The sequence below is a fragment of the Empedobacter sp. UBA5924 genome (assembly GCF_002431085.1).
GTDB classification, from domain to species: domain Bacteria; phylum Bacteroidota; class Bacteroidia; order Flavobacteriales; family Weeksellaceae; genus Empedobacter; species Empedobacter falsenii_B.
In genome coordinates, this window is sequence record NZ_DJDM01000007.1 from 48,185 (window position 1) to 72,316 (window position 24,132).

Below are 24,132 nucleotides of genomic sequence, written 5' to 3' on the forward strand. Positions count from 1 at the left end.
AAAAATAAACAAATTATAATGAAACACTTAAAATCAATTATAGCGTTAGGAATTTCAATGATGAGCGTCGTTTACGGTCAAGAATTGAAATCACCAAATGGAAATTTCAAATTAGATTTTTCTTTATCGAAAGATGGAAAACCAACGTATCAATTAAAATACAAAGGGAAAGATGTCATCAAACCTTCAACTTTAGGATTCGAATTTAAAGCGAACAATCAAATGAGTTTTGAATGGGAAAATCAAGTCGGAGATAAAAATGCATTTACAAATTTTGTATCTGGTTTTCAAATCGTAGATACAAAGACTTCAACTTTTGATGAAACGTGGACACCAGTTTGGGGAGAAGTAGCTAAAATCAGAAATAATTTTAACGAATTAGCAGTTACAGTTTCTCAACCGAAAACAGATCGTCAAATGGTGATTAGATTCCGATTATTTGATGATGGTTTAGGATTCCGTTACGAATTTCCTGAGCAAAAGAATTTAAAATATTTTGTGATAAAAGAAGAGCATTCTCAATTTGCTATGGCAGGAGATCACAAAACATGGTGGATTCCGGGTGACTATGATACGCAAGAATATGATTACACAGAATCAAAGTTATCAGAAATTAGAGGATTATTTGATCAAGCCTATACTGGAAATGCATCACAAAAATCATTTTCTAAAACAGGAGTTCAGACTTCATTAATGATGAAAGCTGAGAATGGATTATACATCAACATTCATGAAGCAGCTTTAATCAATTATCCAGCAATGAATCTAAATTTAAACGATAAAAATTTAGTATTTGAATCGTGGTTAACGCCTGATGCATTAGGTGATAAAGGATATTTACAAGCGCCTTTTAATACACCTTGGAGAACAGTTATTGCAAGTGATAATGCGGCAGATATTGCGTTTAAAGGGCCACAATTAGTATATAATTTAAATGAACCATCAAAGATTGAAGATACTTCATGGATCAAACCAGTGAAGTATGTAGGTATTTGGTGGGAAATGATTACAGGTCGTGGTTCTTGGGCTTATACAGACGATTTTTCTACAGTGCAATTAGGAATAACGGATTATAAAAACGCAAAACCAAATGGAAAACATGCGGCTAATAACGAAAATGTAAAAAATTACATTGACTTTGCTGCAAAACATGGTTTCGATGCGGTATTGGTAGAAGGTTGGAACGAAGGTTGGGAAGATTGGTTCGGAAATCACAAAGATTATGTGTTCGATTTTGTAACGCCTTATCCAGATTTTGATGTAAAAGCATTAAATGAATATGCAAAATCAAAAGGTGTAAAAATTATGATGCATCACGAAACTTCGGGATCAATTCGTAATTACGAAAGACATTTGGATAAAGCATATAAATTCATGAACGATAATGGTTATACATCTGTAAAAAGTGGATATGTTGGTGATATCGTTCCTCGTGGAGATTATCATTACAGCCAAAATACAATTAATCATTATCAATATGCAATCGAAAAAGCGGCTGATTATAAAATAATGGTCAACGCACACGAAGCGGTTCGTCCTACAGGAGTTGCGCGTACATGGCCAAATTTAATCGGAAACGAATCTGCACGTGGAACAGAATACCAAGCTTTCGGTGGTTCTAAACCAAATCACGTAACGGTTTTACCTTTCACACGTCTATTAGGTGGACCAATGGATTACACGCCTGGTATTTTCGAAATGGATGTGAAAAAATTAAATCCAAACAATCATTCTCACGTTAATTCTACGATTGCAAATCAGTTGGCTTTATACGTGACAATGTATTCTCCTTTACAAATGGCTGCTGATATTATCGAGCATTACAAACAATTTTCTGATGCATTTCAATTCATCAAAGATGTGCCTGTAGATTGGCAAGATTCTAATTATTTGGAAGCTGAACCAGGAAGATATTTAACAATTGCGCGTAAAGATAAAAATTCGAACAATTGGTTTGTTGGAAATGTAAATGGTGAAACGCCTCGTTCAACAAAAATTAAATTAGATTTCTTAGATAAAGGAAAAAAATACGAAGCGAAAATTTATGCAGATGCAAAAGATGCGCATTACAAAACAAATCCACAAGCCTATAAAATTGAAACAAAAAAGGTTGATTCAAAATCTGTTTTAGATTTAACATCTCAAGCTGGTGGAGGTTTTGCAATTAGTATCAAAGAAATTAAATAAGTAATGAGTGATGAGTATTGAGAAACTTGTTACTCAATACTCAAAACTTACTACTCAAAACTTTTTAGTATGAAAAAAATACTTTTCACGTTAGGAATAGCTTCATTGTTTTTAAGCTCTTGTTCAAAAACAACAACACAAGCTACGCAGACAAATCATTCAGAAAAACAACTATTTGTTTGGAATGGTGCAAATATTTATTTTTTATTGACCGATCGTTTCGAGAATGGAGATAAAAAGAATGATGTTAATTACGGGAGAACTGCTAAAACATCTAAATTAAGAGGTTTTGAAGGAGGAGATTTTCGTGGGGTAATCAATAAAATCGAAGATAATTATTTTTCAGATTTAGGAGTTAATGCGATTTGGATGACACCGATTGTGGAGCAAATTCATGGATATGTTGATGAAGGACAAGGAAAAACATATGGATTTCACGGTTATTGGACAAAAGATTGGACGTCGATTGATAAAAACTGGGGAACTGAAAAAGAGTTACAGGAATTAGTAGACAAAGCACATGCGAAAGGCATTCGTATTATGTTGGACGCGGTGATTAATCACACAGGTCCAGTTACAAATTCGGATGGTGTGTTTCCTGCTGATTGGGTTCGTGTTTCGCCACAATGTACTTATGAGTCTTACAAAACGACGATTGAATGTACGTTGGTAAAAAATCTTCCAGACATTTTAACGGAATCAGAAAATGATGTGATGTTGCCCCCGCAATTGTTAGCAAAATGGTCGCAAGAAGGTCGTTTAGACAAAGAAGTTGCTGAATTGAATGCTTTTTTCGCGAAATATAATCTTCCAAAAGCACCGAAATATTATATTATGAAATGGCTTTCAGATTATATTAGAAAGTATGGAATTGATGGTTATCGTGTCGATACGGTGAAACATACGGAAGAAAATGTTTGGAAGAAATTCGAAGAAATTTGTCAAGATGCTTTCGCAGAATATAAAACGAATAATCCTACAAAAGTATTGGATCAAAATAAGTTTTTCTTGTTAGGAGAAGTTTATGGATATTCGATTAATGATGGTCAGCAATATAATTTTCCTGATAAAACAGTTAATTATTTCGAGAATGGATTTGATGCATTAATCAATTTCGATTTGCGTTCAACTCAAAAAGAATCTAATCAAACTGTTTTTGATCGATACAATGATATTCTTCAAAATAAGATGAAAGGAAAGTCTGTGATGAGCTACATTACCTCGCACGATGACGGTTCGCCTTTTGATAAAAATCGTCAAAATCCTTGGGATGCAGGAACTCGATTGTTATTGGCGCCAGGGATTTCGCAAATTTATTATGGAGACGAAACGGCTCGTCCGTTAGAGATTGAAGGTGTTGATGGAGATGCAAATCTTCGTTCGAATATGAACTGGGAAGTTATTAAACCAAATTCAGAAACGGAATCATTATTGAATCATTACCAAAAATTAGGACAATTTAGACGAGATCATCCAGCGGTTGGAGCAGGAAATCAAACAGATTTGCAAAATTCTCCGTATATTTTTACAAGAAAATATAAAACAGACGAAGTGGTGATTGGATTGGAAATGCCAATTGGTAAAAAAACAATTAATGTAAGTTCTATCTGGAAAGATGGTACTAAAATTCGCGATGCTTATTCAGGTTTTTCAGGAAAAGTTGTGAACGGAAATTTAGAATTGAATACGACTTCTGATATTGTATTATTGGAAAAAGTGAATTAATTTTTTGAGAAGTAATAGAAGAAAAATGATAAAAAAAATAGTTGGTTTAACCTTGATAACAACTTTGTTTTTGACAAGTTGTGAAAGCAAAAAGGAAACAAAGTCAGAAGACGTTAAAAAAGAAAGGAAAGAACAAAGTATTTTGCCTTTTACGGCTGATATGGCGGAAACTTCTGTGATTTATGAAGTGAATGTTCGTCAATTTTCGCCAGAAGGAACTTTTGCTGCGGTAACAAATGAGATTTCGAATATCAAAAAATTAGGTGTTAAAATCCTTTGGATTATGCCTATTTATCCAATTGGAGAAGAAAATCGAAAAGAAGGTTTAGGTTCGTATTATTCGATCAAAGATTATAGAGGAATCAATCCAGAATTTGGAAATGCCGAAGATTTTAAGAAATTAGTTGATGAAGCGCACAAAAACGGAATCTATGTGATTTTGGATTGGGTTGCGAATCACACGGCTTGGGATCATCCTTGGGTAAAACAACATCCCGATTGGTACGAACAAGATAAGAACGGAAAAATGCATTCTCCTTACGATTGGTCGGATGTTGTGGCATTAAATTTCGATAACAAAGAAATGCGCAAACAGATGATTGCCGATATGAAATATTGGTTAGATGATTTCAAAATTGATGGTTTCCGTTGTGATATGGCGCACGAAGTTCCGACAGATTTTTGGAATGAAGCAAAACCGCAATTGGCAAATGGTCGCGAAATTTTTATGTTAGCTGAAACGGAGAAACCAGAATTATTAGCAAATGATGCATTTGACGCCGCTTACGGATGGGAAATTCATCATATCATGAATGATATTGCAAAAGGTAAAAAGAATGTTTCTGCGATTGATGCGTACATGGATTCGATTCCGAAAAAATGGCAAGCAGATGATTACAAATTATTATTCACATCAAATCATGACGAAAATTCTTGGGCTGGAACTGAATACGAAAGAATGGGTGATGCGGTAGAAACATTTGCTGCATTAACGTATACTTTACCTGGAATTCCATTGATTTATAATGGACAAGAAGAAGATTTTAATCGTCGTTTAAAATTCTTTGTCAAAGATTCTATTGATCGTAATCCAACAGCAAAAATGCGTGGCGTTTATGAAAAGTTAGGAGAACTTAAAATCACAAATGAAGCATTTAATGGAGCGAAAAAAGCGGCTTCTTACGAACGTTTGAAAACATCTGATGATAAATCTATCTTAGCGTTCAAACGTCATAAAAATACGACAGAAGCTTATTTTATTGCGAATTTTACGAAAGCAAATAAAGAAATTATAGTTCCAATTAATGGTGTGTACAAAAACTTTATGAACAACGAAGATGTTACATTTGATGCAACAACAAAACTGAAATTAAAACCTTGGGAATACCTGATTTTAGTTCAGAAGAAAAAATAAATTCTTAAAAGCTGGTTAAATTTTTAATCAGCTTTTTTTATGGTATAATGCTTGTTGATAAACGTTTAAAATCCAAATCATGAGAAAAATAATTTTATCAACAGCCGCCATTTTAAGCTTAGTTTTCTCTTCGTGTGAATCGAAGAAAACAGAAAACTCAGAAGTTATCACAAGTAAATCTGAAGTTGCAGAACAGCCAATTGTTTCGGAAAGTGATATTGCGAATCATCCAGAGTCATCGACTTCACAAAATACTTATGAGGTTTTACAAGATAATGGTCAACAAAAAACGGTAAATATTGATCCAAATGAAACGGTGATTTCAGCAAATAGTTTACCTATTAATGCACAAAATTTTGTTTCGAAAAACTTTGGTAATATGGAGTTTGTGAATGCGATAAAAGAAGTTGAACGCAATATCACAACATATAATATTCAGTTGAAAGACGGAACAAAAATAGAATTTACAGATAATGGTGATTGGAAGGAGGTGAAAAATGGTTTAGGAAAAGCGATTCCGATTAAATTTTTCCCAGATAATATTCAAAAATATCTTCAATCAAAATATCCTAAAATCGATGCGAAATCAATTGAAATGGATACAAAAGACAAAGAAATAAAAGTAGAATTGTTACAAAATAATGTCGATTTGAAATTTGATTTGAATGGTAATTTTATCAAAATTGATTAATCAAATACATCAAAAACCTTGTCAATAGATGAGGTTTTTTTTAATTTCTAATTTTTAAAATTTTACAATAACCTTCACATCAACTTTTCGCAATTTTCAATATATTTATAGTAGAAAAAATCGCCCAAAATGGATAAAAAATATTTGAGATCGTTAATTTTTAGACATCTCGATGGTTTGGTAACGGCTCCGGTATTAAGTGCTTTGGCTAAAAAAGGAGCTTTGCATTATATCGTCGAGCGTAAAACTATACAGTTAGAAGAATTGACAAACGAATTTCAGGCAAACGAAGGTTATCTAAATGTTGCTTTGCGTGTGTTGGCTTCGCAGAATATGTTAGAATATTCAGTGAATAATGCAGAAAATAGCGTCGAGATTCAAACCAATAAATATTCAGATCGCGCATTTACTAATGTTGATATTTACCATGATTTAGCTGTTTTTTTGGCAGAAAATGAAGTAATTAATCAACATGATTTTTCGGATGAATTTTGTAAAAAATGGATTAAATTATTTGATAAATATAAAACTTATTTGATGACTGCTGACGACGAAGAGTTTCTTGAAAAACCTTTGCATTATCAAATTACCAAACATATCGAAGGCGTTTTAGTTGGACCAATTATTGTGCGAATGGGAATGAGTGGTTTGTTTCATAAATACTTTATGGAAGCTTCTTTCAATCCAGATGAATTTCACAAAAACCCACAAACTTTCGAGAAAATATTGGAACGATTAACCGAATTAGGTTGGTTTACAAAACACGAAAAAAACTATAAATTCACAGAAATAGGATTATTTTTTGCGCGCCGTGCAACATCTTATGGTGTTACAGTTTCTTATTTACCAATGTTCGCGAAGTTGAATGATTTGCTTTTTGGTTCGCCAACAAAATTGCGTGAAATTACCGAAGGCGAAGATGAACAACACGTGAATCGCGAAATGAATGTTTGGGGTAGTGGAGGAGCGCATTCCACTTATTTCAAAGTGATTGATGAGTTTATTGTAGATATTTTTAATCGTCCAATAGAAGAGCAACCGAAAGGAATTTTGGATATGGGATGCGGGAATGGAGCGCTTTTACAACATTTGTATGATGTGATAGAACGTCAAACCTTACGGGGAAAACATCTCGACGAATATCCACTTTTTTTGGTTGGTGCAGATTATAATCAAGCAGCGCTGAAAGTAACGCGTGCCAATTTAATTAAAAATGATATTTGGGCAAAAGTGATTTGGGGTGATATTGGTGATCCAGATCGTTTGGCAACAGATTTGAAAAATGATTATTCAATAGAGTTGAGTGATTTATTAAACATTAGAACATTTTTAGATCATAATCGAATTTGGGAAGATGTAGAAGATATCAAAACAAATCGAATTAGTGCTTCTACAGGAGCTTTTGCGTTTAGAGGAAAACGATTGTCAAATAATGATGTGGAACAAAATTTATTGAATCATCTCAAAAAATGGGCGCCTTATGTAGATAAATTTGGTTTGTTATTGATCGAATTACATACGATTGCTCCAGATTTAACGGCGGAGAATTTAGGAAATACACCTGCAACAGCGTATGATGCAACGCATGGATTTTCGGATCAATATATTGTAGAAGTCGATGTTTTTCATCGAATTTGTCAAGAAACTGGTTTAGTTCCAGATAAAACATTGTTCAAAAAATATCCAAACAGTGAATTGGCAACTGTTAGTATCAATCTTTTGAAACGATAATATTTAAAAGATATATTAAATCAAAAAAAGCTCAGCAATTGCTGAGCTTTCTTGGTTAGTCTTGTGTCAATAATTAGTTTAGGGTTATTTTTGCTTGACTAATCTTAAATCCATTTTCGTAAACATTGAACGTGTAAACTCCTTTTTGGAATTCCTCGTTTTCCCAATCAAACGTAATATTTTTTGTTTGTCCGTTTGTGTAATTAAAGTTGATTGCATCAGAGAAATTAACTGTATCTCCAGATCTCAATTCAATTTGTCCGCCTTGCGCATTTCCATATCTTCCTAATGTTCCGTCAGGATTATAGATAGCAACATATAATTTTTTGTCTCCAGATTCTGTTCTCGAATTACGATCTACATCAAAAGAAACACGAATTTTATCAATACGTTTTGCACGTGTTTTTTCAACTTCTTTTCCGCTATTTCTTACACGAATTCCTTTGATTTGTTGATTAGAAACAGATAAAGTTGAACTTAATTCATTGATCTTTCCTTTCGAAATTGCATTGTCTTTTTGACGAACACTTTTTTCTGTTTCGTAGTTATATGTTAACTCTTTATTGTTTTCTCTTAAATTGTTGTTGTCTGTTGTTAAAGCAGAATTTTTATTATTTAATTCGTCAACGCTACGTACAAGAATTGCATTTTCTTTTTGTAAACGAGCAACTTCAGATTTGTAATTTTTTACACTTCCTTCTAAATCGTTGATCATTTTACGAGCACGATTCATTTCTTCTGCAGTAGGATTGTCTTTATCTAGAATTTCTTGAATATCTTGATTCTTTAACTGAATCATATTTTCTTTATCGCCCAATAAATTGTTACGATCTTCGATACGAGCTTTATATTGTGTATAGTCGTTTAAAATAGAATCATATTGTTTACGAATTTGATCTTTTTGACCCGTTTCGTTTTTAAGGATTTGAGAATTTAAAGATTCATTTTTTTCAAGATTCCCGATTTGGTTTGCTTGATAAATATTATATCCTACGCTTCCTGCTAATAAGATTCCGACTAATGCCAAAGGAACTACTAAACCGTTTTTTCCTTTGTTTGTTGGTTGATTGTTTTCTTCTAATCCTTGCATATGAATTATTATTTAAGGTTAATTGTTTTTTTATTGTTTCTAGTGTTAAGAAATTATGATGCCAAAAACTTATGATGATGTTAAAATGAGGGTTTTTTAACAAATTTTTTCACATTTTAGACCGAAAATGAATAATCAGATAGAATTTTATTCTAAATAAATCATAAAAAAAGCTCCAGAATAATCTGAAGCTTTCTTTTAATTAATATGAATTGTATTTACTTTTTATCAAAAGTTCCTGTGTAAACAGAAGTCAATTTATCCAAAGAAATGTACTTTTTGAAAACCTCGTTTACTTGGTTTACATTCAATGCATCTACTTTTTTCTCTAAATTATCAAATTCATCAAACGAAATTCCGTTCAATAAATAACCATTCGATAAACCTAATAAAGTTCCGTCAGTTCCCAAAGAAGTCGTACGTCCGTTTTTCCAACTTACAATATTTGTTTTCAATTCGTCCGCTGTGAAACCATCTTTCAATGCTTTTGCAACTTCTTCTTTCAATGCTTTTTCAACCGCTTCACGTTTTGTTGGATTCAAGAATGCATAATATCCCCAAGAAGAAACGTCGTTTTTAGGATCGCTTGGAATCGAAACATAAGAACCTGCGCCGTAGCTGATTCCTTCTTTTTCTCTTAATCGCATTGGAATACGAGCAGATAAAAATCCTCCACTTCCAATCATTTCATTTGCCATAACCATTGCGGCGTAATCAGCACTCTCACGATTCATTTTGAAGTTAATTGATCCAACTGCAGCAGCATTTTCTTTGTCTGGAATGTTATAAAGTTTATCCTCTTTTTTCGTTGCTGTAAAAGTTGGATACGCTTTTTCGTACTTCGATTTGCTATTCCATTTACCAAAAGTATCGTTTAATAATTTTTCAACTTTCGCTTTGTCATTTGTTCCAATAATAGAAACAACACCATTTTGTGCACCTAAAATATTTTTATAAAAATCAACTAAATCAGCTTGTTTGATTTTCTTTAAATCATCTTTTGTTTCAGCAAAAGAAGCTGTATAAAAAATAGAAGATTTAGGATAATTAGATGTTAAACGACTAATTTCGTTGAAGGCTAATGCTTGCGGATCGTTTGTATTTGCATCTAAATATGTTGTGTATTCATTTACAGATTTTGCTAATTCAGCTTCAGGAAAAGTTGGTTCTGTAATGATTTGACGCACGATATCCATTGTTTTGTCTAATGAATTTTTGTACGTATTAATTGTTACAGATAAATTTTGTCCTCCAAATCTAAATCCAACCGAAGATTTTAAAGCATCTAATTGATCTTTGATTTGTTCTTTTGTTAAATTCTTCGTTCCAGACATTAACAATTCAGCCGTTAATTGACCGATCATTCCTTTGTTTGCCAAATCTTTTTCATTCGAAACAGGTAAATTAAATGAAAGAATTACTTTTTCACCTTTAATTTCTTTGTCGATGATTCCATATTTTAGACCATTGTTCAATTTTCCTTCTGCATAATGAGCTTTTAAGTTTTTGATTGAAGCTTCAAATGGTTTTGCTTCTTTCTCAACTGCACGACCTTTGTAATTCGAAACTAATTCTGTAATCTGTTTATTCGTTAATTCAGCTGGTTTTACACGAATTTCATCTTTTGTCGGAATAAAAGTTCCAACTGTTCTATTATTCGCTTTAAAATATTTTTCAGCTACACGTTTTACATCTTCTTTGGTTACTTTTTCGATATTATCGCGGTATAAGAAACCTAAACGATAATCACCCGCACCAACAATTTCTGTTAAACCAATGGCATAATTAATCGTATTATTTTTTTGATTTTCGATGTTTTTCACAATACTTGCTTTCGCACGTTGTACATCTTGATCAGTATAATTAATTGTAGCAACTTTGTCTAATTCTGCACGAATATCATTTTTCGTTTGTTCGATGTTTTTCTCTTTTGGAATTTCAGTTCCGATATAGAAGAAACTTGCATCACGAACTTCTGGACTATACGCCCAAATTGAAGCAATTTTGTGTGTGTCAACTAAAGATTTGTACAAATATCCCGAAGGATCTGAAGTTAAAATATTATTTAAAACATCAATTGCTGCATAATCTTTATCGCTATATGCTGCAACGTGATACATTACACCAACAGATTGGGAATCTCCTGCACGTTTTACTTCAACAAATTTTTCACCATCTTGCGCTGGCTCAACTGTTAAAATTTCGTCTAAAACACGAGTTGGTTTTGGAATCGAAGCAAAATACTGATTCACATATTCCATCGTTTTTTTCTCGTCAAATTTTCCAGCAATAATTAAGGTTGCATTATCTGGTTGATAATATTTTTCGTAGAATTTGCGCAACTGTGGTGTTTTTACACGCTCAATATCTTCTTTAGATCCAATTGTAGATTTTCCGTAATTGTGCCATAAATAGCCAGCAGAAATAACGCGTTCCATTAAAACACTTGACGGATCATTTTCACCAATTTCAAATTCATTACGTACAACCGAAAATTCTTTGTCCAAATCTTCTTGTTTAATGGTTGCATTAATCATACGATCAGCTTCCATTTCCAAACTCCAACGTAAATTTTCGTCGCTTGATGGGAAAACTTCGTAATAATTTGTACGATCATAATATGTCGTTCCATTTGCACGTCCACCTTTGTCAGATAACATTTTCTTGATATCACCTAAGTTTTTTGTTGATTTAAACAACATATGTTCTAACAAATGCGCCATTCCTTTTTCACCGTAACCTTCGTGTTTAGAACCAACATTGTAAACAATATTTACTACAACATTACTTTGCGATTGATCAGAGACTAATAAAACTTGTAATCCATTTGGTAGTTTGTATTCCTTAATTCCTTCTACTTGCGTCACAAAAGTTGCGTTTCCAGATTTCGTTTGAGCCATTAAGTATGGTGAATTTGCAAAGGCAAAAACCAGACATATACTCAGTAAAGTTTTTTTCATGTATTTATTTTTATAGTTATTAATTGGATGATACAATTCTATAATCTATTCGTTAGACGCAAATTGTATGGTGTAAGTTACAAATCTTTTGTTAAATTTGTGATGCAACAAACAAAAGAAATGGAAACAAAAGAGGTAAATAAAATTACTTTCGAAGAGTTTAAAAGTCAAATCATTAATGATTACAAGACGGCTTTTATGTCTCGTGAAGCAAGTCTTTTAGGAAGAAGAGAAGTACTTACTGGGAAAGCAAAATTTGGGATTTTTGGTGATGGAAAAGAATTACCACAAATTGCAATGGCAAAAGTATTCAAAAATGGAGATTTCCGTTCTGGATACTATCGCGATCAAACATTTATGTTCGCAATTGGTCAATTAACTGTTGAACAATTTTTTGCACAATTATACGCTTTAACAGATTTAGAGAAAGAACCTTCATCAGGAGGTCGTCAAATGACATCTCATTTCGGAACACGTTCTTTAAATGAAGATGGTTCTTGGAAAAAATTAACAGAACAAAAAAATTCGAGTGCTGATATTTCGCCAACAGCTGGTCAAATGCCACGTTTGTTAGGCTTAGCACAAGCTTCAAAATATTTTAGAAATGTTCCTCAATCAGACGAAGATCAACAATTTTCTGTAAACGGAAATGAAATTGCTTTCGGAACAATTGGTGACGCAAGTACTTCTGAAGGTCATTTTTGGGAAACGATAAATGCAGGTGGAGTTTTGCAAGTGCCAATGGTTGTTTCTATTTGGGACGATGGTTACGGAATTTCTGTACCAGCTAAATTTCAACGCACAAAATCGAATCTTTCTGAATTATTATCAGGTTTCGGAAGAACGGAAGAGGAAAGAGGTTACGAAATTATTACTGTAAAAGCGTGGGATTATCCTGCTTTGATTGAAGCGTATACACGTGCAGAAAGATTTGCGCGTGAGCATCACATTCCGTGTATTGTACACGTGCAAGAATGTACGCAACCACAAGGTCACTCGACTTCTGGTTCGCACGAGCGTTATAAATCAGAGGAGCGTTTGACATGGGAAAAAGATTTTGATGGAATCTCAAAATTCCGTGAATATATTTTAGCATTTGCAGATCATTCAGAAGCAATTATTTCTGCGGAAGAGTTGGATCAATTAGAAGCTGAAGTAAAAGCTGAAGTAAAAGCTTCTCAAAAACAATGTTGGGACGATTATTTGAATCCAATTTTGGATTTGAAAAATGAAGCGTTAGAATTATTAACGAAAATTGCTTTAGAAAGTGCAAACGGTGCTTTTATCAACATTGAAATTAGTAATCTAAAATCAAAGAAAAGTCCTTTCAAACGTGATGTTTATGGAGCTGTTCGTAAAGTAATTCGTTTAATACGTTCAGAAAATTTAGTTACAAAAGCTGAATTAATTTCTTGGTTAGATGCCAAAATGAAGCGCGAAGAAGAAATCTATTCGACTAAATTAGTTTCAGGAACGGCAACTCAAGTACCACAAGTAAAACCTGAGTTTGGAGAAAATCCAGCGTTAGAAGATGGTCGTGTAATTGTTCGTGATAACTTTGATAAAATCTTCGAAAAATATCCAAAGGCATTAGTTTTTGGTGAAGATGCTGGAAATATTGGTGATGTAAACCAAGGTTTAGAAGGTCTTCAAGCAAAATATGGTATCGATCGTATTTCGGATACAGGTATTCGCGAAGCAACAATTCTTGGTCAAGGAATTGGATTAGCGATGCGTGGTTTACGTCCAATTGCAGAAATTCAATATTTAGATTATATCCTTTATTGTTTACAAGGAATTTCTGATGATTTGGCAACTGTGCTTTATCGTTCGAATGGAGGTCAAAAAGCGCCTGTGATTATCAGAACGCGTGGTCACCGTTTAGAAGGTGTTTGGCATTCAGGTTCGCCAATGGGAGGAATTTTGAATTTGGTTCGTGGCGTGAATGTTTTAGTTCCACGTGATTTAACAAAAGCCGCAGGTTTTTACAATACATTGATGCAAGCAGATGAGCCTGCAATTGTTGTAGAAAGTTTGAATGGTTATCGTTTGAAAGAACCTGCACCAACTAATATTGGAGAATTTACAACGCCAATAGGTGAAGTAGAAATTACAAAAGAAGGAAAAGATGTAACGTTATTAACATACGGTTCTACTTGGAGAATTGTGATGGATGCTGCGAAAGAATTGGAGCAACTAGGTATTTCTGTTGAAGTAATTGATGCACAATCTTTATTGCCTTTCGATATCAATGCAGATGTTGCAAAAAGTTTGAACAAAACGAATCGTTTAGTTATTGTTGACGAAGATGTTCCAGGTGGAGCAAGTGCATTCTTGTTACAAGAAATTATCGAGAAACAAGGTGGATATTTTACATTAGATAGCGCACCATTGACGATTACAGCGAAAGCTCACCGTCCTGCGTATGCGACTGATGGAGATTATTTTTCAAAACCTTCTGTTGATGATATTACAGAACAAGTCTATGAACTAATGCGCGAAGCGAAACCAAACGAGTTTCCTGCTTTGTACTAAAAAATAAATTTTAGAGTTATATAAGCGTATGTCTTTTTCAAAAAGGCATGCGCTTTTTTTGTATTTTTAACAATCAAAATTATAATGAAAATGAAATTCTATTCGATTATACTTTGTCTATTGACTTCAATTCTTTTTGGGCAATTTCAAGATGTAATTCCTCCAAAGAATATCAAGACGGTTCAAGTTTTTAATCCGCAAACAAACGATAATACACCCGTTATCAAGTTAGGTTCTAGCGAAAGATTAATTTTTCTTTTTGATGATATCAGTGCAGGTTATAAGCGTTATCAATATTCTATTGAACACAGAAATGCAGATTGGTCAGAATCGAATATTTTTCAAACCGAATTTTTAAATGGTGTTAATGCTGATTATGCGCGAACATATAAGAATTCATTCAATACGTATCAAAAATATACCAATTATCAAATTCAATTTCCGAATGATCAAATGAATGTAAAATTACCTGGAAATTATGTGTTAAAAGTGTATTTAGAAAATGATTCAAACCCAATTTTCACGAAACGTTTTGCCGTTTATCAACCAATTGCGGATGTTGGAGTGATGGTTTCTCGTTACAATAATCCAACCGTAAAAGAATTGAATCAGCGTTTGCAAGTTCAAGTTTCGAGTGGAACACAAAATTTAACTGAAGTTCCTGATGGTGCAAGATTATTTTTGATGAAAAATAACAATTGGAACGAAGGTTATTTTGTCAATCGACCATCTTTTTCTCGTCCAAATCAATTAACATATAATGATACTAATATTTTGTTTGACGGTGGTGCAGAATACAATTGGTTTGATAACAAAAATTTAGAAGTTCCGAGTTTAACAACAGAAAAAACATTCAGAAAAGATAGTGTTTATCACACTGTTTTGCGTGCAGATATTCCGAAATATAATTTACCTTATGATGATTATCCAGACATTAATGGTAATTTTTATATCCGAAATAACCGTTATGGAAACGAATATGCAGCAAATTCTGAAGCAGATTATTCATGGGTTTATTTTGCCTTAGATGCTTTCGAAGATCAAAATGGATTATACGTTCCGTATGTTGTAGGTGCTTTTAATAATTGGGAAATTGATGAAAATTCGAAATTAGAAAAAGACGATGCAGGATTTTGGGTAACCGAATTATTCTTGAAACAAGGTTATTACAATTATCAATATGTCGTAAAAAATACCAAAACAGGCAAAATCGATCCAAGTTATGTGAGCGGAAGTTTTTGGCAAACCGAAAATCAATATCAAGCATTGTTTTACTATCGCCCTTGGGGACAACGATACGATGTGTTGATGGGATATGGAACTGGAAATTCGAGGAGATAAGTAGCTTAACTTCTCAAAATTTTTTCCATTATTTTTCCTTTGGCTAATTCATCGATTAATTTGTCTAAATATCGAATTTTTTGCATCAATGGATTTTCAATTTCTTCCACACGATAACCGCAAATCACACCTTTTATTTTAGTTGCATTTGGATTAAACTTTGGTGCATTTTCAAAAAAATCATGAAAGTTAGTTTTCTTCGTTAAAATTTCTTCCAAATCTTTTTCAGTATAACCTGTTAACCAAAAAATAATTTGATCAACTTCCGTTTTTGTTCGGTTTTTCTTTTCTGCTTTTGTGATGTAATGCGGATAAACATTTGCAAAAGACATTTCGATTACACGCTGAAAATTTTTATCATTCATTTTTTAAGAATATTATAGAGGATAAATTTCGACAATTAATTTGATAAAATCTCACTATTTTCATCGATTGTGATTTATAGATTTTGAGTTAAATTTGAGTATGAAATTTTTATTTAGATTTTTAATACTGTTTACGATAATTAGTTTGGTTGGATGTACTTCTGAAACCAAAAAATCACCAATTGATTTTTATTATTGGCGAAGTAATTATTCGGTGAATGAAACAGAGAAAAAAGCGGTTGATTCACTAAAAGTGGAAAATATTTATGTTCGTTTTTTTGATGTGGATAAAAAGTTGAATAAAATTTCTCCAGTTGGAATTATTCAGAATTTTGATGCAACGAAACTCAATGTCAATTATATTCCGACGGTTTTTATTACCAATCAAACTTTTCTGAATACATCAAAAGATCAAATCAAAATTTTAGCAAAAGATGTGTATAATTTTTTGAGTGAAACGGCTGAAAGAGGAAATCTAAAAAGTTTCAATGAAATTCAGATAGATTGTGATTGGACGAAATCTACGCGCGAAAATTATTTTATGTTTTTGTCGGAATTGAAACATATTTCGGGCAAAAAACTTTCGGCAACTTTGCGTTTGCATCAAGTCAAATTTAAAGACAAAGAAGGAGTTCCGCCTTTGGATAAAATGGTTTTGATGTGTTATGCAACCGAAAATCCAACTGATCAATCTGAAAATAATTCGATTTTAGATTTGAAAATAGCAAAAGATTATTTAAAAAACTTGAACGATTATCCAATCAGATTAGATGTTGCTTTGCCAATTTATTCGTGGGCAATTTTGACAAATCATCAAGGAAGAATAAAATTAATCAATTCCTTTTCGGAGCAAGATTTGATATGAAAACCTGTAAAGAAAATCAGAAATGGATTTTATGAAGTGGAAGATGATTTTTTTGTTCGAAATTTTTATGTGAGTAAAGGTTTTACAATAAAAGTTGAAAGGATTTCTCCCGAATTATTAGTTGAAACAAAATCATTTATCGATACAAAATTATCTTACAATTATCGCTTGATTTATTATCATTTAGACTCAAAATTTTTGAAAACAATACCAACACAATTATGAAAAAAATAGTACTTACTTTATGCTTAACTTTTGGTTTAACCAAAGTATTTGCGTGTGCTGATGGTGGTGGAGAAGATTATTATTACTACAATCTTTTTTCGCAAACATTAAGCGAAGCACCGCAATATCAGCCATTTTTGATGACTTTGGATAATCCATATTATACAATGGATGCAAATCAAAAGAATGAAAATATTTTGGATTGGCAAAAAACGTTGGGAATTAGCTATCAACAAGCATTTGAGTTGGTTTTTAAAGCATCGAAACAAGAAATTGATATGATGGTAAAGAATGGAAAATCGTCGAATTCGAACTATAATTTTGCAACAACAGATTGGGTAAAAAAGAATAAACAAAGTTTACTTTATCTGTCGTATGCTAAGTATTTAGAGCCTTACATGGCTTTTTATTACATCGATAATGGTGAATGGTCGTATGTCGATCGTCCCGAAAAAAATGTCAATAATCTAAATTATAAAAAAGTTCTTGAAGTTCTAAAGAAAAGTTGGAATGCAGAAACGGACAAAGAATTAAAAATCCGTTATGGTTATCAATTGGTACGTTTTGCGCATTATTTCCACGAATATAAAGATGCCATCAACTATTTTAATATGTATGTGGCTTCGCAAGGACTCAAAAATTCGATGTACTATTATGCATTAGATCAAAAAGGTGGTGCGGAGCGTGCGCTTGGAAATTATATTCAGGCGAATTATGACTTTTTCGAAGTTTTTTCTCATTCGAATGATCGAAAAATGAGTGCTTATCAATCGATGCGAGTGACAGAAGATTTGAATTATGAGAAAATGTTAGCCAATGCCAAAACGATTCAAGAGAAAAATGATTTGTATTTGTTAATTGGTTACAACGATTTTTCGAATCCGTTGGCGCCTGCAAAAAAAATTATTGCAAATGATGTAAATGCGCCACAAGCGAGAATTTTATTTGCGCGTTCTATCAATTTAATTGAGCGCGAATATTTGCAACAAAATCCTGAAGATTATTATTGGGATTCGTCGCAAGTGCGAAAAAAATACACGGATTTGTATTTGCCTGTAAAAGCGAATAACGATTATTATGGAAGTTCTGATGAAAATTCGAAAGATGAAATTCAGATTAATGAATTAATTTCTTTGGCAAAATCGCAAGCAACAAAAGCTAATGACAAAGAATATTGGAATTTATCGGTGGCGTATCTTAATTTATTGAACAAAAATTTTTCGGAAACAAAAACGTATTTAGCCAAAGTGAATTCAACTTCGAAAGAATTTCAACAACAGAAAAAAGTGATTGAAATTTTATTAGAGATTTTCGAACAAAAGAAAATTTCAGATAGTTTCGAGAATCAATTGATGCAAAAATATGCGTCGATTTTGAATTATGAATATCCAAAATTGCCAGAAGATGTTTATGATTATTCGGATGAAGATGATCAAAAAATGAACTTGAAAAATGTGATTTTAGATGTTTTGGCAAATCGATATTTTCTGCAAGGTGACAAAGGAAAAGCATTTTTGATTCACAATGAAATTACACAATTAGGCTCAAATCCGGATTGGGCGATTATCAATGATTTGGATAAATTGGATAAAAAATCGAATAAAACAGCTTTCGAAAAGTATTTGATTAATGCAAAAGTAAAATCGAGTTCATGGGATTGGAGAACAGAAAAATCAAAAGAAATTCAGTTTAAATTATCAGATTATTTAGCCGATTTCAAAGGAACATTGTATTTAGGCGAAATGAAATTTGATTTGGCGAAAAAAGAATTTGAGAAGATTGATCAAAAATATCACACGTCAGAAAGTGCTTATTTTGTTTATGATTACGATTATACAACAGAAAAAGAAAGCAAAACTTGGGTAGAAAATCAGTTTGATGGTTATCATAATATTCCGAATAAAATCTTTGGATATAATAAGATTGAATGTTTCAATTGTGACGAAAATCAAGTGATCGCAACACCATATTTGAATGAATTCAAATTTATCAAACCAAAAATGTCAAAATTAGAATTGACAAATGCGATGATTGAATTGAATAAAATAGCAAAGAAGAATACCGAAGAAGCTGCAAAAGCGAATTATTTGTTGGTGAATTTCTTTTACAATACGACGACTTTAGGCTATTATCGTTATTTGTTGACATTTGATCGAAACAATGATAATGGACCAAAATTTAATAATTATGGTGATCAATATGAAGCGACAAGCAACTTCTTTTACAAAAGTTTCGGTTGGGGTGGAAACTACGTAGATAATTTTACGCCGTCAGAAAATTATTTGAAAAAAGCTTTTGATTCGACAATAGACAAAGAAATGAAAGCGCAAATTTTGTTTGCATTGTCTAAGAATGAACAAGGAAGATTTTATAATGCAAAAGACCCTGTGTTGAAACGTTTGTACGAAAATCAATATGATAACGAAGATAAAATTTTAGGGTTTAAAGTGGCAAATTATCGTTCTAATTTTAAAAATTTGAAACAATATTCGGACACGAAAACATATCAAGAAATAAAATCAAATTGTAAATATTTCGATTATTACACAAATAACTTTTAATAATTAAAACGCTTCTAATTTTAGGAGCGTTTTTTGTGATGTGATTTTTGACTAAAATAGATTATTATGAAATGTTTTGTAACTCAAGAACCAATTAATCGCTACGAAGCTGTAAAAGGAAAAGAAATTCAGCAAGAGATTTTTAAATTGATTGAGCAAGATTATCCAGCAATTACCGAAGAAGATTATGTTTCGATAAAAATATTGAACAAATATCGTCGTCAATTTTTTGCAAATTTGATTTCGCAAGAAAAAGGTGAAATGGAAAAATTGGATCAAGATGTAGTAGAAGCAATTCGTGATAATTCTATTCTTTCCGAAAATATAAAAGAAAATACATCAAAGCCATTGACAACAGGCGATAGAATCGCAGATAAAGTAGCGTCTTTTGGAGGAAGTTGGACATTTATTATTTCGTTTTTTATTTTCTTATTGGTTTGGATGTTTCTTAATTTTTGGATGTTGCACAACAAAGGTTTTGATCCCTATCCATTTATTTTACTCAATTTGATTTTGTCTTGTTTAGCAGCAATACAAGCTCCAATTATTATGATGAGTCAAAATCGTCAAGAAGATAAAGACCGTGATAGAGCCGAACATGATTATAAAATTAACTTGAAAGCTGAATTGGAAATAAAATTATTAAGCGAAAAAATAGATCATTTATTGGTTCATCAGAATAAGAAATTATTAGAAATACAGGAAATGCAAATCCAATATTTAGAGAATATCGAAAATCAAATTCTTCATACAAAAGATAAAAAAGAAAATAAAAAGGAAGAATAATGGATGATTTTATGTTTAAAGTGGTAAAAGACTTAATTATCTGAACTGAAACATTTCCATTTATTTTTCTTAAATTTGAACTTTGAAAAGTATAAACAAACAAAATAATCAAAATGTCAAAATCATTTGCTCAAATTCCTCACGCTGTTAACGAAGAGGTAAAATCATATGCTCCTGGAACACCAGAGCGTGCGCAATTATTAGACGCTTACAAAAAAATGTTTAACGAGGTAACTGAAGTTCCTCAATACATTGGTTCTGAAGAAATTTTTTCAGGAAATAAAAAAGAAATTCGTCCTCCACATGACCACCAAAAAGTTGTTGGTTATTTCCACGAAGGAACACAAGATGATGTAAGAAAAGCGATTGATACAGCTTTAGCTGCAAAAGAAGCTTGGGTTGCAATGCCTTGGGAAGATAGAGCGGCAATTTTCTTGAAAGCTGCAGATTTGATTGCTGGTCCTTACCGTGCAAAAATAAATGCTGCAACAATGATTGGTCAATCTAAAAATGCAATGCAAGCAGAAATTGATTCAGCTTGTGAGTTGATTGACTTTTTACGTTTCAATGTACAATACATGACAGAAATTTATGCAGATCAACCAATTTCTTCTCCTGGAATTTGGAATCGTGTAGATTATCGTCCATTAGAAGGATTTACTTTCGCAATTACTCCATTCAATTTTACTGCAATCGCTGGTAACTTACCATCTTGTATGGCTTTGATGGGGAACGTTGTAGTTTGGAAACCTTCTGATAAACAAACTTTAGCTGCTAAAGTAACAATGGAAGTGTTCAAAAAAGCTGGTTTACCAGATGGTGTAATCAACATGATCTTAACTGATGGAGCAGAAACTGCAAAAACAGTTTTAGAACACAAAGATTTCGCAGGTTTACACTTCACAGGTTCTACAAAAGTTTTCAATACTTTATGGAAACAAATTGGAGATAACATCAACAATTACAGAACTTATCCACGTATCGTAGGAGAAACAGGAGGAAAAGATTTCGTAATGGTTCACAAATCAGCTTGTCCAACAGAAGTTGCTGTAGGTTTAGTTCGTGGAGCATTTGAATACCAAGGACAAAAATGTTCTGCTGCTTCTCGTGCTTATATTCCATCTAACTTATGGAACGAAGTTGAGAAACAAATGAAAGAAATGTTAGCAACTGTTAGATTAGGATCTCCAGAGGATTTCTCTAATTTCATGACAGCGGTTATCGATAAAAACTCTTTCGAAAAATCTAAAGCATATATCGATCGTGCACAAGCATCTTCTGAAGCTGAAGTTGTAATCGGTGGTACTTATGATGATTCAGTTGGATATTTTGTTCAACCAACAGTTATCAAAGCAACGAATCCTAAATATGAATCAATGGTAGAAGAAATCTTCGGACCTGTATTATCAGTTTATGTTTATGATGAAAATGAATTTGAAGCAACTTTAAAATTAGTTGACGAAACTTCTGCTTACGCATTAACAGGATCAATCTTCGCGAAAGATCGTGCTGCTGTAGAATTAGCTGCTAAAGCATTGAAAAATGCTTGTGGAAATTTCTACATCAACGATAAACCAACAGGTGCAGTTGTAGGTCAACAACCATTTGGTGGAGCGCGTGCTTCTGGTACAAATGATAAAGCAGGTTCTGCAATGAACTTGTTACGTTGGACTTCTGTTCAAACAATCAAAGAAACATTTGTTCCTGCAAAAGATTACAAATACCCATTCTTAGAAAAATAATATTTTCGAGATACAAAATTAGAATAAGCCTTACATTTGTAGGGCTTATTTTTTTGGTATGAATGATAATTCGGAAAAAGCAATCAAAGCTTCAATTTTTAGTATTGTAGGAAACGCTTCTTTGGCTGGAATTAAGTTTTTGGCTGGTTATTTTGGGAATTCTTACGCACTTATTGCAGATGCAATCGAGTCTTCGGCAGATGTTTTTTCTTCTATATTTGTTTTCTTTGGACTAAAGTATTCTGCAAAACCTGCAGATGAAAATCATCCTTATGGACACGGAAAAGCAGAAGCGTTAATCACATTTTTAGTGGTTACTTTCCTTATTGTTTCTGCGATTATCATTGCAAAAGAAAGTATTAACAATATTATTACACCACATCATCAGCCCAAACCATTTACCTTATTAGTTCTTGGAGGAATTATTTTATTCAAAGAATTATCGTTTCAGTATGTAATGCGAAAAAGTGTTGAAACCAATAGTTCTTCTCTAAAAGCAGATGCTTGGCATCATCGTTCGGACGCAATTACATCGTTAATGGCGTTTATCGGAATTTCGATTTCATTGGTAATGGGACCAGGTTGGGAGGCAGCAGATGATGTTGCAGCACTTTTTGCATCAAGTTTTATTTTATATAATGCGTACAAAATCCTTCGACCTGCGTTGGGAGAAATTATGGATGAGCAATTGTACGAAAATGAAATTGAACAAATTAGAGAAATCGCTTCGCATGTTCCGGGTGTTATGGCGACTGAAAAATGTAATGTGCGTAAGAATGGAATGAATTATTATGTCGATTTACATGCAATAGTCGATGGAACGATTTCGGTGGTGGAAGGACATAAAATTAGTCATGATCTGAAAGATGCTGTACAAGCTAAAATGCCACAAGTAAAAGATGTATTAGTGCATATAGAGCCTACTTTTGTCTCGGTTCGAGAATATTTTCGAACAAATCACATCGAAGATAAAAGAGTGGAGGAGTAAAAATAAATTATATTAAATAAAAAAAGAGAAGCAATTGCTTCTCTTTTTGATCTTTTAGTTGGTTAATAAAAAATCATAATATATATAAAAGGTCGATTTTAGAATAATTTGAAACCAATACCAGTACTGATTAACCAAGGATTAAGATCTACATCTGCTGGTACATAAACTTGTTTGTCTAAAGCTGCACCAACTGTAACGTCTGTGTTTAAGTATAATTTTTTAACATCTACGTTCCAGTATAATTTATCATTGATTTTGTAATCAAATCCTAATTGAAATCCGAAACCTACATTGTTTTTGTAATCTACACTAGTTACGGCTGCGTTTCTCCCTTTTCCTTGCCCTTGATCATAGAAGATTGTATAATTAATTCCAGCACCAACATAAGGTTTTAGGTTTTTGGTTGGATACAAATGATATTGTACATTAAGAGTTGGAGGTAACAGCATTACTCGTCCCAAATCTAAATTTCCTAATGCAGTATTTACCGCTACAACTTCGTGTTTAGATGTTCCTAAGATTAATTCGGCCGCGATATTTTTTGTAATATAATAGGTAAAGTCAATTTCTGGAATAAGATTGTTTGTAACTGCTACATTTCCACCTATTGCTTCTATTTTAGCATCTTCCATAGGAACTACACCAGTTGCTCTTACACGCATATGTAATTCACTAGCCTCTTGTCCAAATGAAATTGTTGATGCAAAGATTGCTCCTAATATTAATAGTCCTTTTTTCATAATGTTTATTTTATTTTTCGAAACAAAACTCGGATTAATTCATCCGAATTAAAATGTCAAATATCATTTCCGAAAATGACTTTAAACATTTGTTTTTTTTAAGGATATTATTAACTTAAACACGCTGATAGTCAATTATTTTTAATGAGTAAAAATAATCGTAAAAGAAAAACTTTTCACTTA

16 protein-coding genes are annotated in these 24,132 nt (G+C 32.5%); 12 read left to right on the plus strand and 4 right to left on the minus strand.

Annotation, left to right across the window (positions count from 1 at the left end; all coding sequences use genetic code 11):
* Positions 1-18: 18 nt before the first annotated feature.
* From B3792_RS01590 to B3792_RS01610, 5 genes are all read left to right on the plus strand, one after another.
* Positions 19-2,187 carry a glycoside hydrolase family 97 protein gene (locus B3792_RS01590; protein WP_221853992.1) on the plus strand — a complete coding sequence of 723 codons (2,169 nt, stop codon included), beginning with the start codon at positions 19-21 and terminating at the stop codon, positions 2,185-2,187.
* 69 nt (positions 2,188-2,256) lie between these two features.
* A complete protein-coding gene (locus B3792_RS01595) occupies positions 2,257-3,912 on the plus strand; it encodes an alpha-amylase family glycosyl hydrolase (protein ID WP_291047715.1) in 1,656 nt (551 codons plus the stop codon).
* A gap of 25 nt (positions 3,913-3,937) precedes the next feature.
* On the plus strand, positions 3,938-5,326 hold the full coding sequence (locus tag B3792_RS01600) for an alpha-amylase family glycosyl hydrolase (protein ID WP_291047717.1): 1,389 nt from the start codon (positions 3,938-3,940) through the stop codon (positions 5,324-5,326).
* A gap of 79 nt (positions 5,327-5,405) precedes the next feature.
* Complete coding sequence (locus B3792_RS01605; protein WP_286495093.1) at positions 5,406-6,017, plus strand: PepSY-like domain-containing protein; 612 nt, start codon at positions 5,406-5,408, stop codon at positions 6,015-6,017.
* Between the two features lie 129 nt (positions 6,018-6,146).
* The gene (locus tag B3792_RS01610) at positions 6,147-7,748 is read left to right on the plus strand and encodes a class I SAM-dependent methyltransferase (RefSeq protein WP_221853989.1); all 1,602 of its coding nucleotides are present in this window, start codon (positions 6,147-6,149) and stop codon (positions 7,746-7,748) included.
* A gap of 73 nt (positions 7,749-7,821) precedes the next feature.
* Here B3792_RS01610 and B3792_RS01615 read toward each other — a convergent pair whose 3' ends face one another.
* Both B3792_RS01615 and B3792_RS01620 read right to left on the minus strand, forming a co-directional pair.
* Positions 7,822-8,838: a hypothetical protein gene (locus B3792_RS01615; protein WP_114998837.1), complete on the minus strand. Its 1,017-nt coding sequence runs from the start codon at positions 8,836-8,838 to the stop codon at positions 7,822-7,824.
* Positions 8,839-9,056: 218 nt separating this feature from the next.
* Complete coding sequence (locus B3792_RS01620; RefSeq protein WP_291068679.1) at positions 9,057-11,798, minus strand: M16 family metallopeptidase; 2,742 nt, start codon at positions 11,796-11,798, stop codon at positions 9,057-9,059.
* A gap of 120 nt (positions 11,799-11,918) precedes the next feature.
* On the opposite strand from B3792_RS01620, the gene B3792_RS01625 reads away from it, so the two are divergent.
* Entirely contained in the window at positions 11,919-14,333 is a 2,415-nt protein-coding gene (locus tag B3792_RS01625) for an alpha-ketoacid dehydrogenase subunit alpha/beta (RefSeq protein ID WP_291047720.1), read from the plus strand.
* Between the two features lie 84 nt (positions 14,334-14,417).
* Positions 14,418-15,674 (plus strand): type IX secretion system plug protein domain-containing protein, encoded by a 1,257-nt coding sequence (locus B3792_RS01630; protein WP_286495085.1) that lies wholly within the window; start codon positions 14,418-14,420, stop codon positions 15,672-15,674.
* Between the two features lie 5 nt (positions 15,675-15,679).
* Here B3792_RS01630 and B3792_RS01635 read toward each other — a convergent pair whose 3' ends face one another.
* Positions 15,680-16,039, minus strand: coding sequence for a DUF2200 domain-containing protein (locus B3792_RS01635; protein ID WP_291047723.1), 360 nt, complete (start codon positions 16,037-16,039; stop codon positions 15,680-15,682).
* Positions 16,040-16,139: 100 nt separating this feature from the next.
* Here B3792_RS01635 and B3792_RS01640 point away from each other — a divergent pair, with 100 nt between their 5' ends.
* The 5 genes from B3792_RS01640 to B3792_RS01660 all read left to right on the plus strand — a co-directional run bounded on the left by B3792_RS01640 (position 16,140) and on the right by B3792_RS01660 (position 23,206).
* The gene (locus B3792_RS01640) at positions 16,140-16,904 is read left to right on the plus strand and encodes a hypothetical protein (protein WP_291068681.1); all 765 of its coding nucleotides are present in this window, start codon (positions 16,140-16,142) and stop codon (positions 16,902-16,904) included.
* Between the two features lie 221 nt (positions 16,905-17,125).
* The gene (locus B3792_RS01645) at positions 17,126-19,690 is read left to right on the plus strand and encodes a hypothetical protein (protein WP_291068683.1); all 2,565 of its coding nucleotides are present in this window, start codon (positions 17,126-17,128) and stop codon (positions 19,688-19,690) included.
* Between the two features lie 66 nt (positions 19,691-19,756).
* Complete coding sequence (locus B3792_RS01650; RefSeq protein ID WP_291047729.1) at positions 19,757-20,476, plus strand: DUF1003 domain-containing protein; 720 nt, start codon at positions 19,757-19,759, stop codon at positions 20,474-20,476.
* Positions 20,477-20,589: 113 nt separating this feature from the next.
* The gene (pruA, locus tag B3792_RS01655; RefSeq protein WP_219033765.1) at positions 20,590-22,218 is read left to right on the plus strand and encodes an L-glutamate gamma-semialdehyde dehydrogenase; all 1,629 of its coding nucleotides are present in this window, start codon (positions 20,590-20,592) and stop codon (positions 22,216-22,218) included.
* A gap of 58 nt (positions 22,219-22,276) precedes the next feature.
* Positions 22,277-23,206 (plus strand): cation diffusion facilitator family transporter, encoded by a 930-nt coding sequence (locus B3792_RS01660; protein ID WP_125349438.1) that lies wholly within the window; start codon positions 22,277-22,279, stop codon positions 23,204-23,206.
* A 98-nt stretch (positions 23,207-23,304) separates the two neighbouring features.
* Here the strand turns inward: B3792_RS01660 and B3792_RS01665 are convergent, their stop codons facing one another.
* A complete protein-coding gene (locus tag B3792_RS01665; protein WP_286495079.1) occupies positions 23,305-23,949 on the minus strand; it encodes an OmpW/AlkL family protein in 645 nt (214 codons plus the stop codon).
* Positions 23,950-24,132 lie beyond the last annotated feature (183 nt).

Excerpts from the sequence above, each read along its gene's own strand:
- B3792_RS01590 (WP_221853992.1), top strand. The coding sequence starts at position 19 with ATGAAACACTTAAAATCAATTATAGCGTTAGGAATTTCAATGATGAGC.
- B3792_RS01595 (WP_291047715.1), top strand. The coding sequence starts at position 2,257 with ATGAAAAAAATACTTTTCACGTTAGGAATAGCTTCATTGTTTTTAAGC.
- B3792_RS01600 (WP_291047717.1), top strand. The coding sequence starts at position 3,938 with ATGATAAAAAAAATAGTTGGTTTAACCTTGATAACAACTTTGTTTTTG.
- B3792_RS01605 (WP_286495093.1), top strand. The coding sequence starts at position 5,406 with ATGAGAAAAATAATTTTATCAACAGCCGCCATTTTAAGCTTAGTTTTC.
- B3792_RS01610 (WP_221853989.1), top strand. The coding sequence starts at position 6,147 with ATGGATAAAAAATATTTGAGATCGTTAATTTTTAGACATCTCGATGGT.
- B3792_RS01615 (WP_114998837.1), bottom strand. The coding sequence starts at position 8,838 with ATGCAAGGATTAGAAGAAAACAATCAACCAACAAACAAAGGAAAAAAC.
- B3792_RS01620 (WP_291068679.1), bottom strand. The coding sequence starts at position 11,798 with ATGAAAAAAACTTTACTGAGTATATGTCTGGTTTTTGCCTTTGCAAAT.
- B3792_RS01625 (WP_291047720.1), top strand. The coding sequence starts at position 11,919 with ATGGAAACAAAAGAGGTAAATAAAATTACTTTCGAAGAGTTTAAAAGT.
- B3792_RS01630 (WP_286495085.1), top strand. The coding sequence starts at position 14,418 with ATGAAAATGAAATTCTATTCGATTATACTTTGTCTATTGACTTCAATT.
- B3792_RS01635 (WP_291047723.1), bottom strand. The coding sequence starts at position 16,039 with ATGAATGATAAAAATTTTCAGCGTGTAATCGAAATGTCTTTTGCAAAT.
- B3792_RS01640 (WP_291068681.1), top strand. The coding sequence starts at position 16,140 with ATGAAATTTTTATTTAGATTTTTAATACTGTTTACGATAATTAGTTTG.
- B3792_RS01645 (WP_291068683.1), top strand. The coding sequence starts at position 17,126 with ATGAAAAAAATAGTACTTACTTTATGCTTAACTTTTGGTTTAACCAAA.
- B3792_RS01650 (WP_291047729.1), top strand. The coding sequence starts at position 19,757 with ATGAAATGTTTTGTAACTCAAGAACCAATTAATCGCTACGAAGCTGTA.
- pruA (WP_219033765.1), top strand. The coding sequence starts at position 20,590 with ATGTCAAAATCATTTGCTCAAATTCCTCACGCTGTTAACGAAGAGGTA.
- B3792_RS01660 (WP_125349438.1), top strand. The coding sequence starts at position 22,277 with ATGAATGATAATTCGGAAAAAGCAATCAAAGCTTCAATTTTTAGTATT.
- B3792_RS01665 (WP_286495079.1), bottom strand. The coding sequence starts at position 23,949 with ATGAAAAAAGGACTATTAATATTAGGAGCAATCTTTGCATCAACAATT.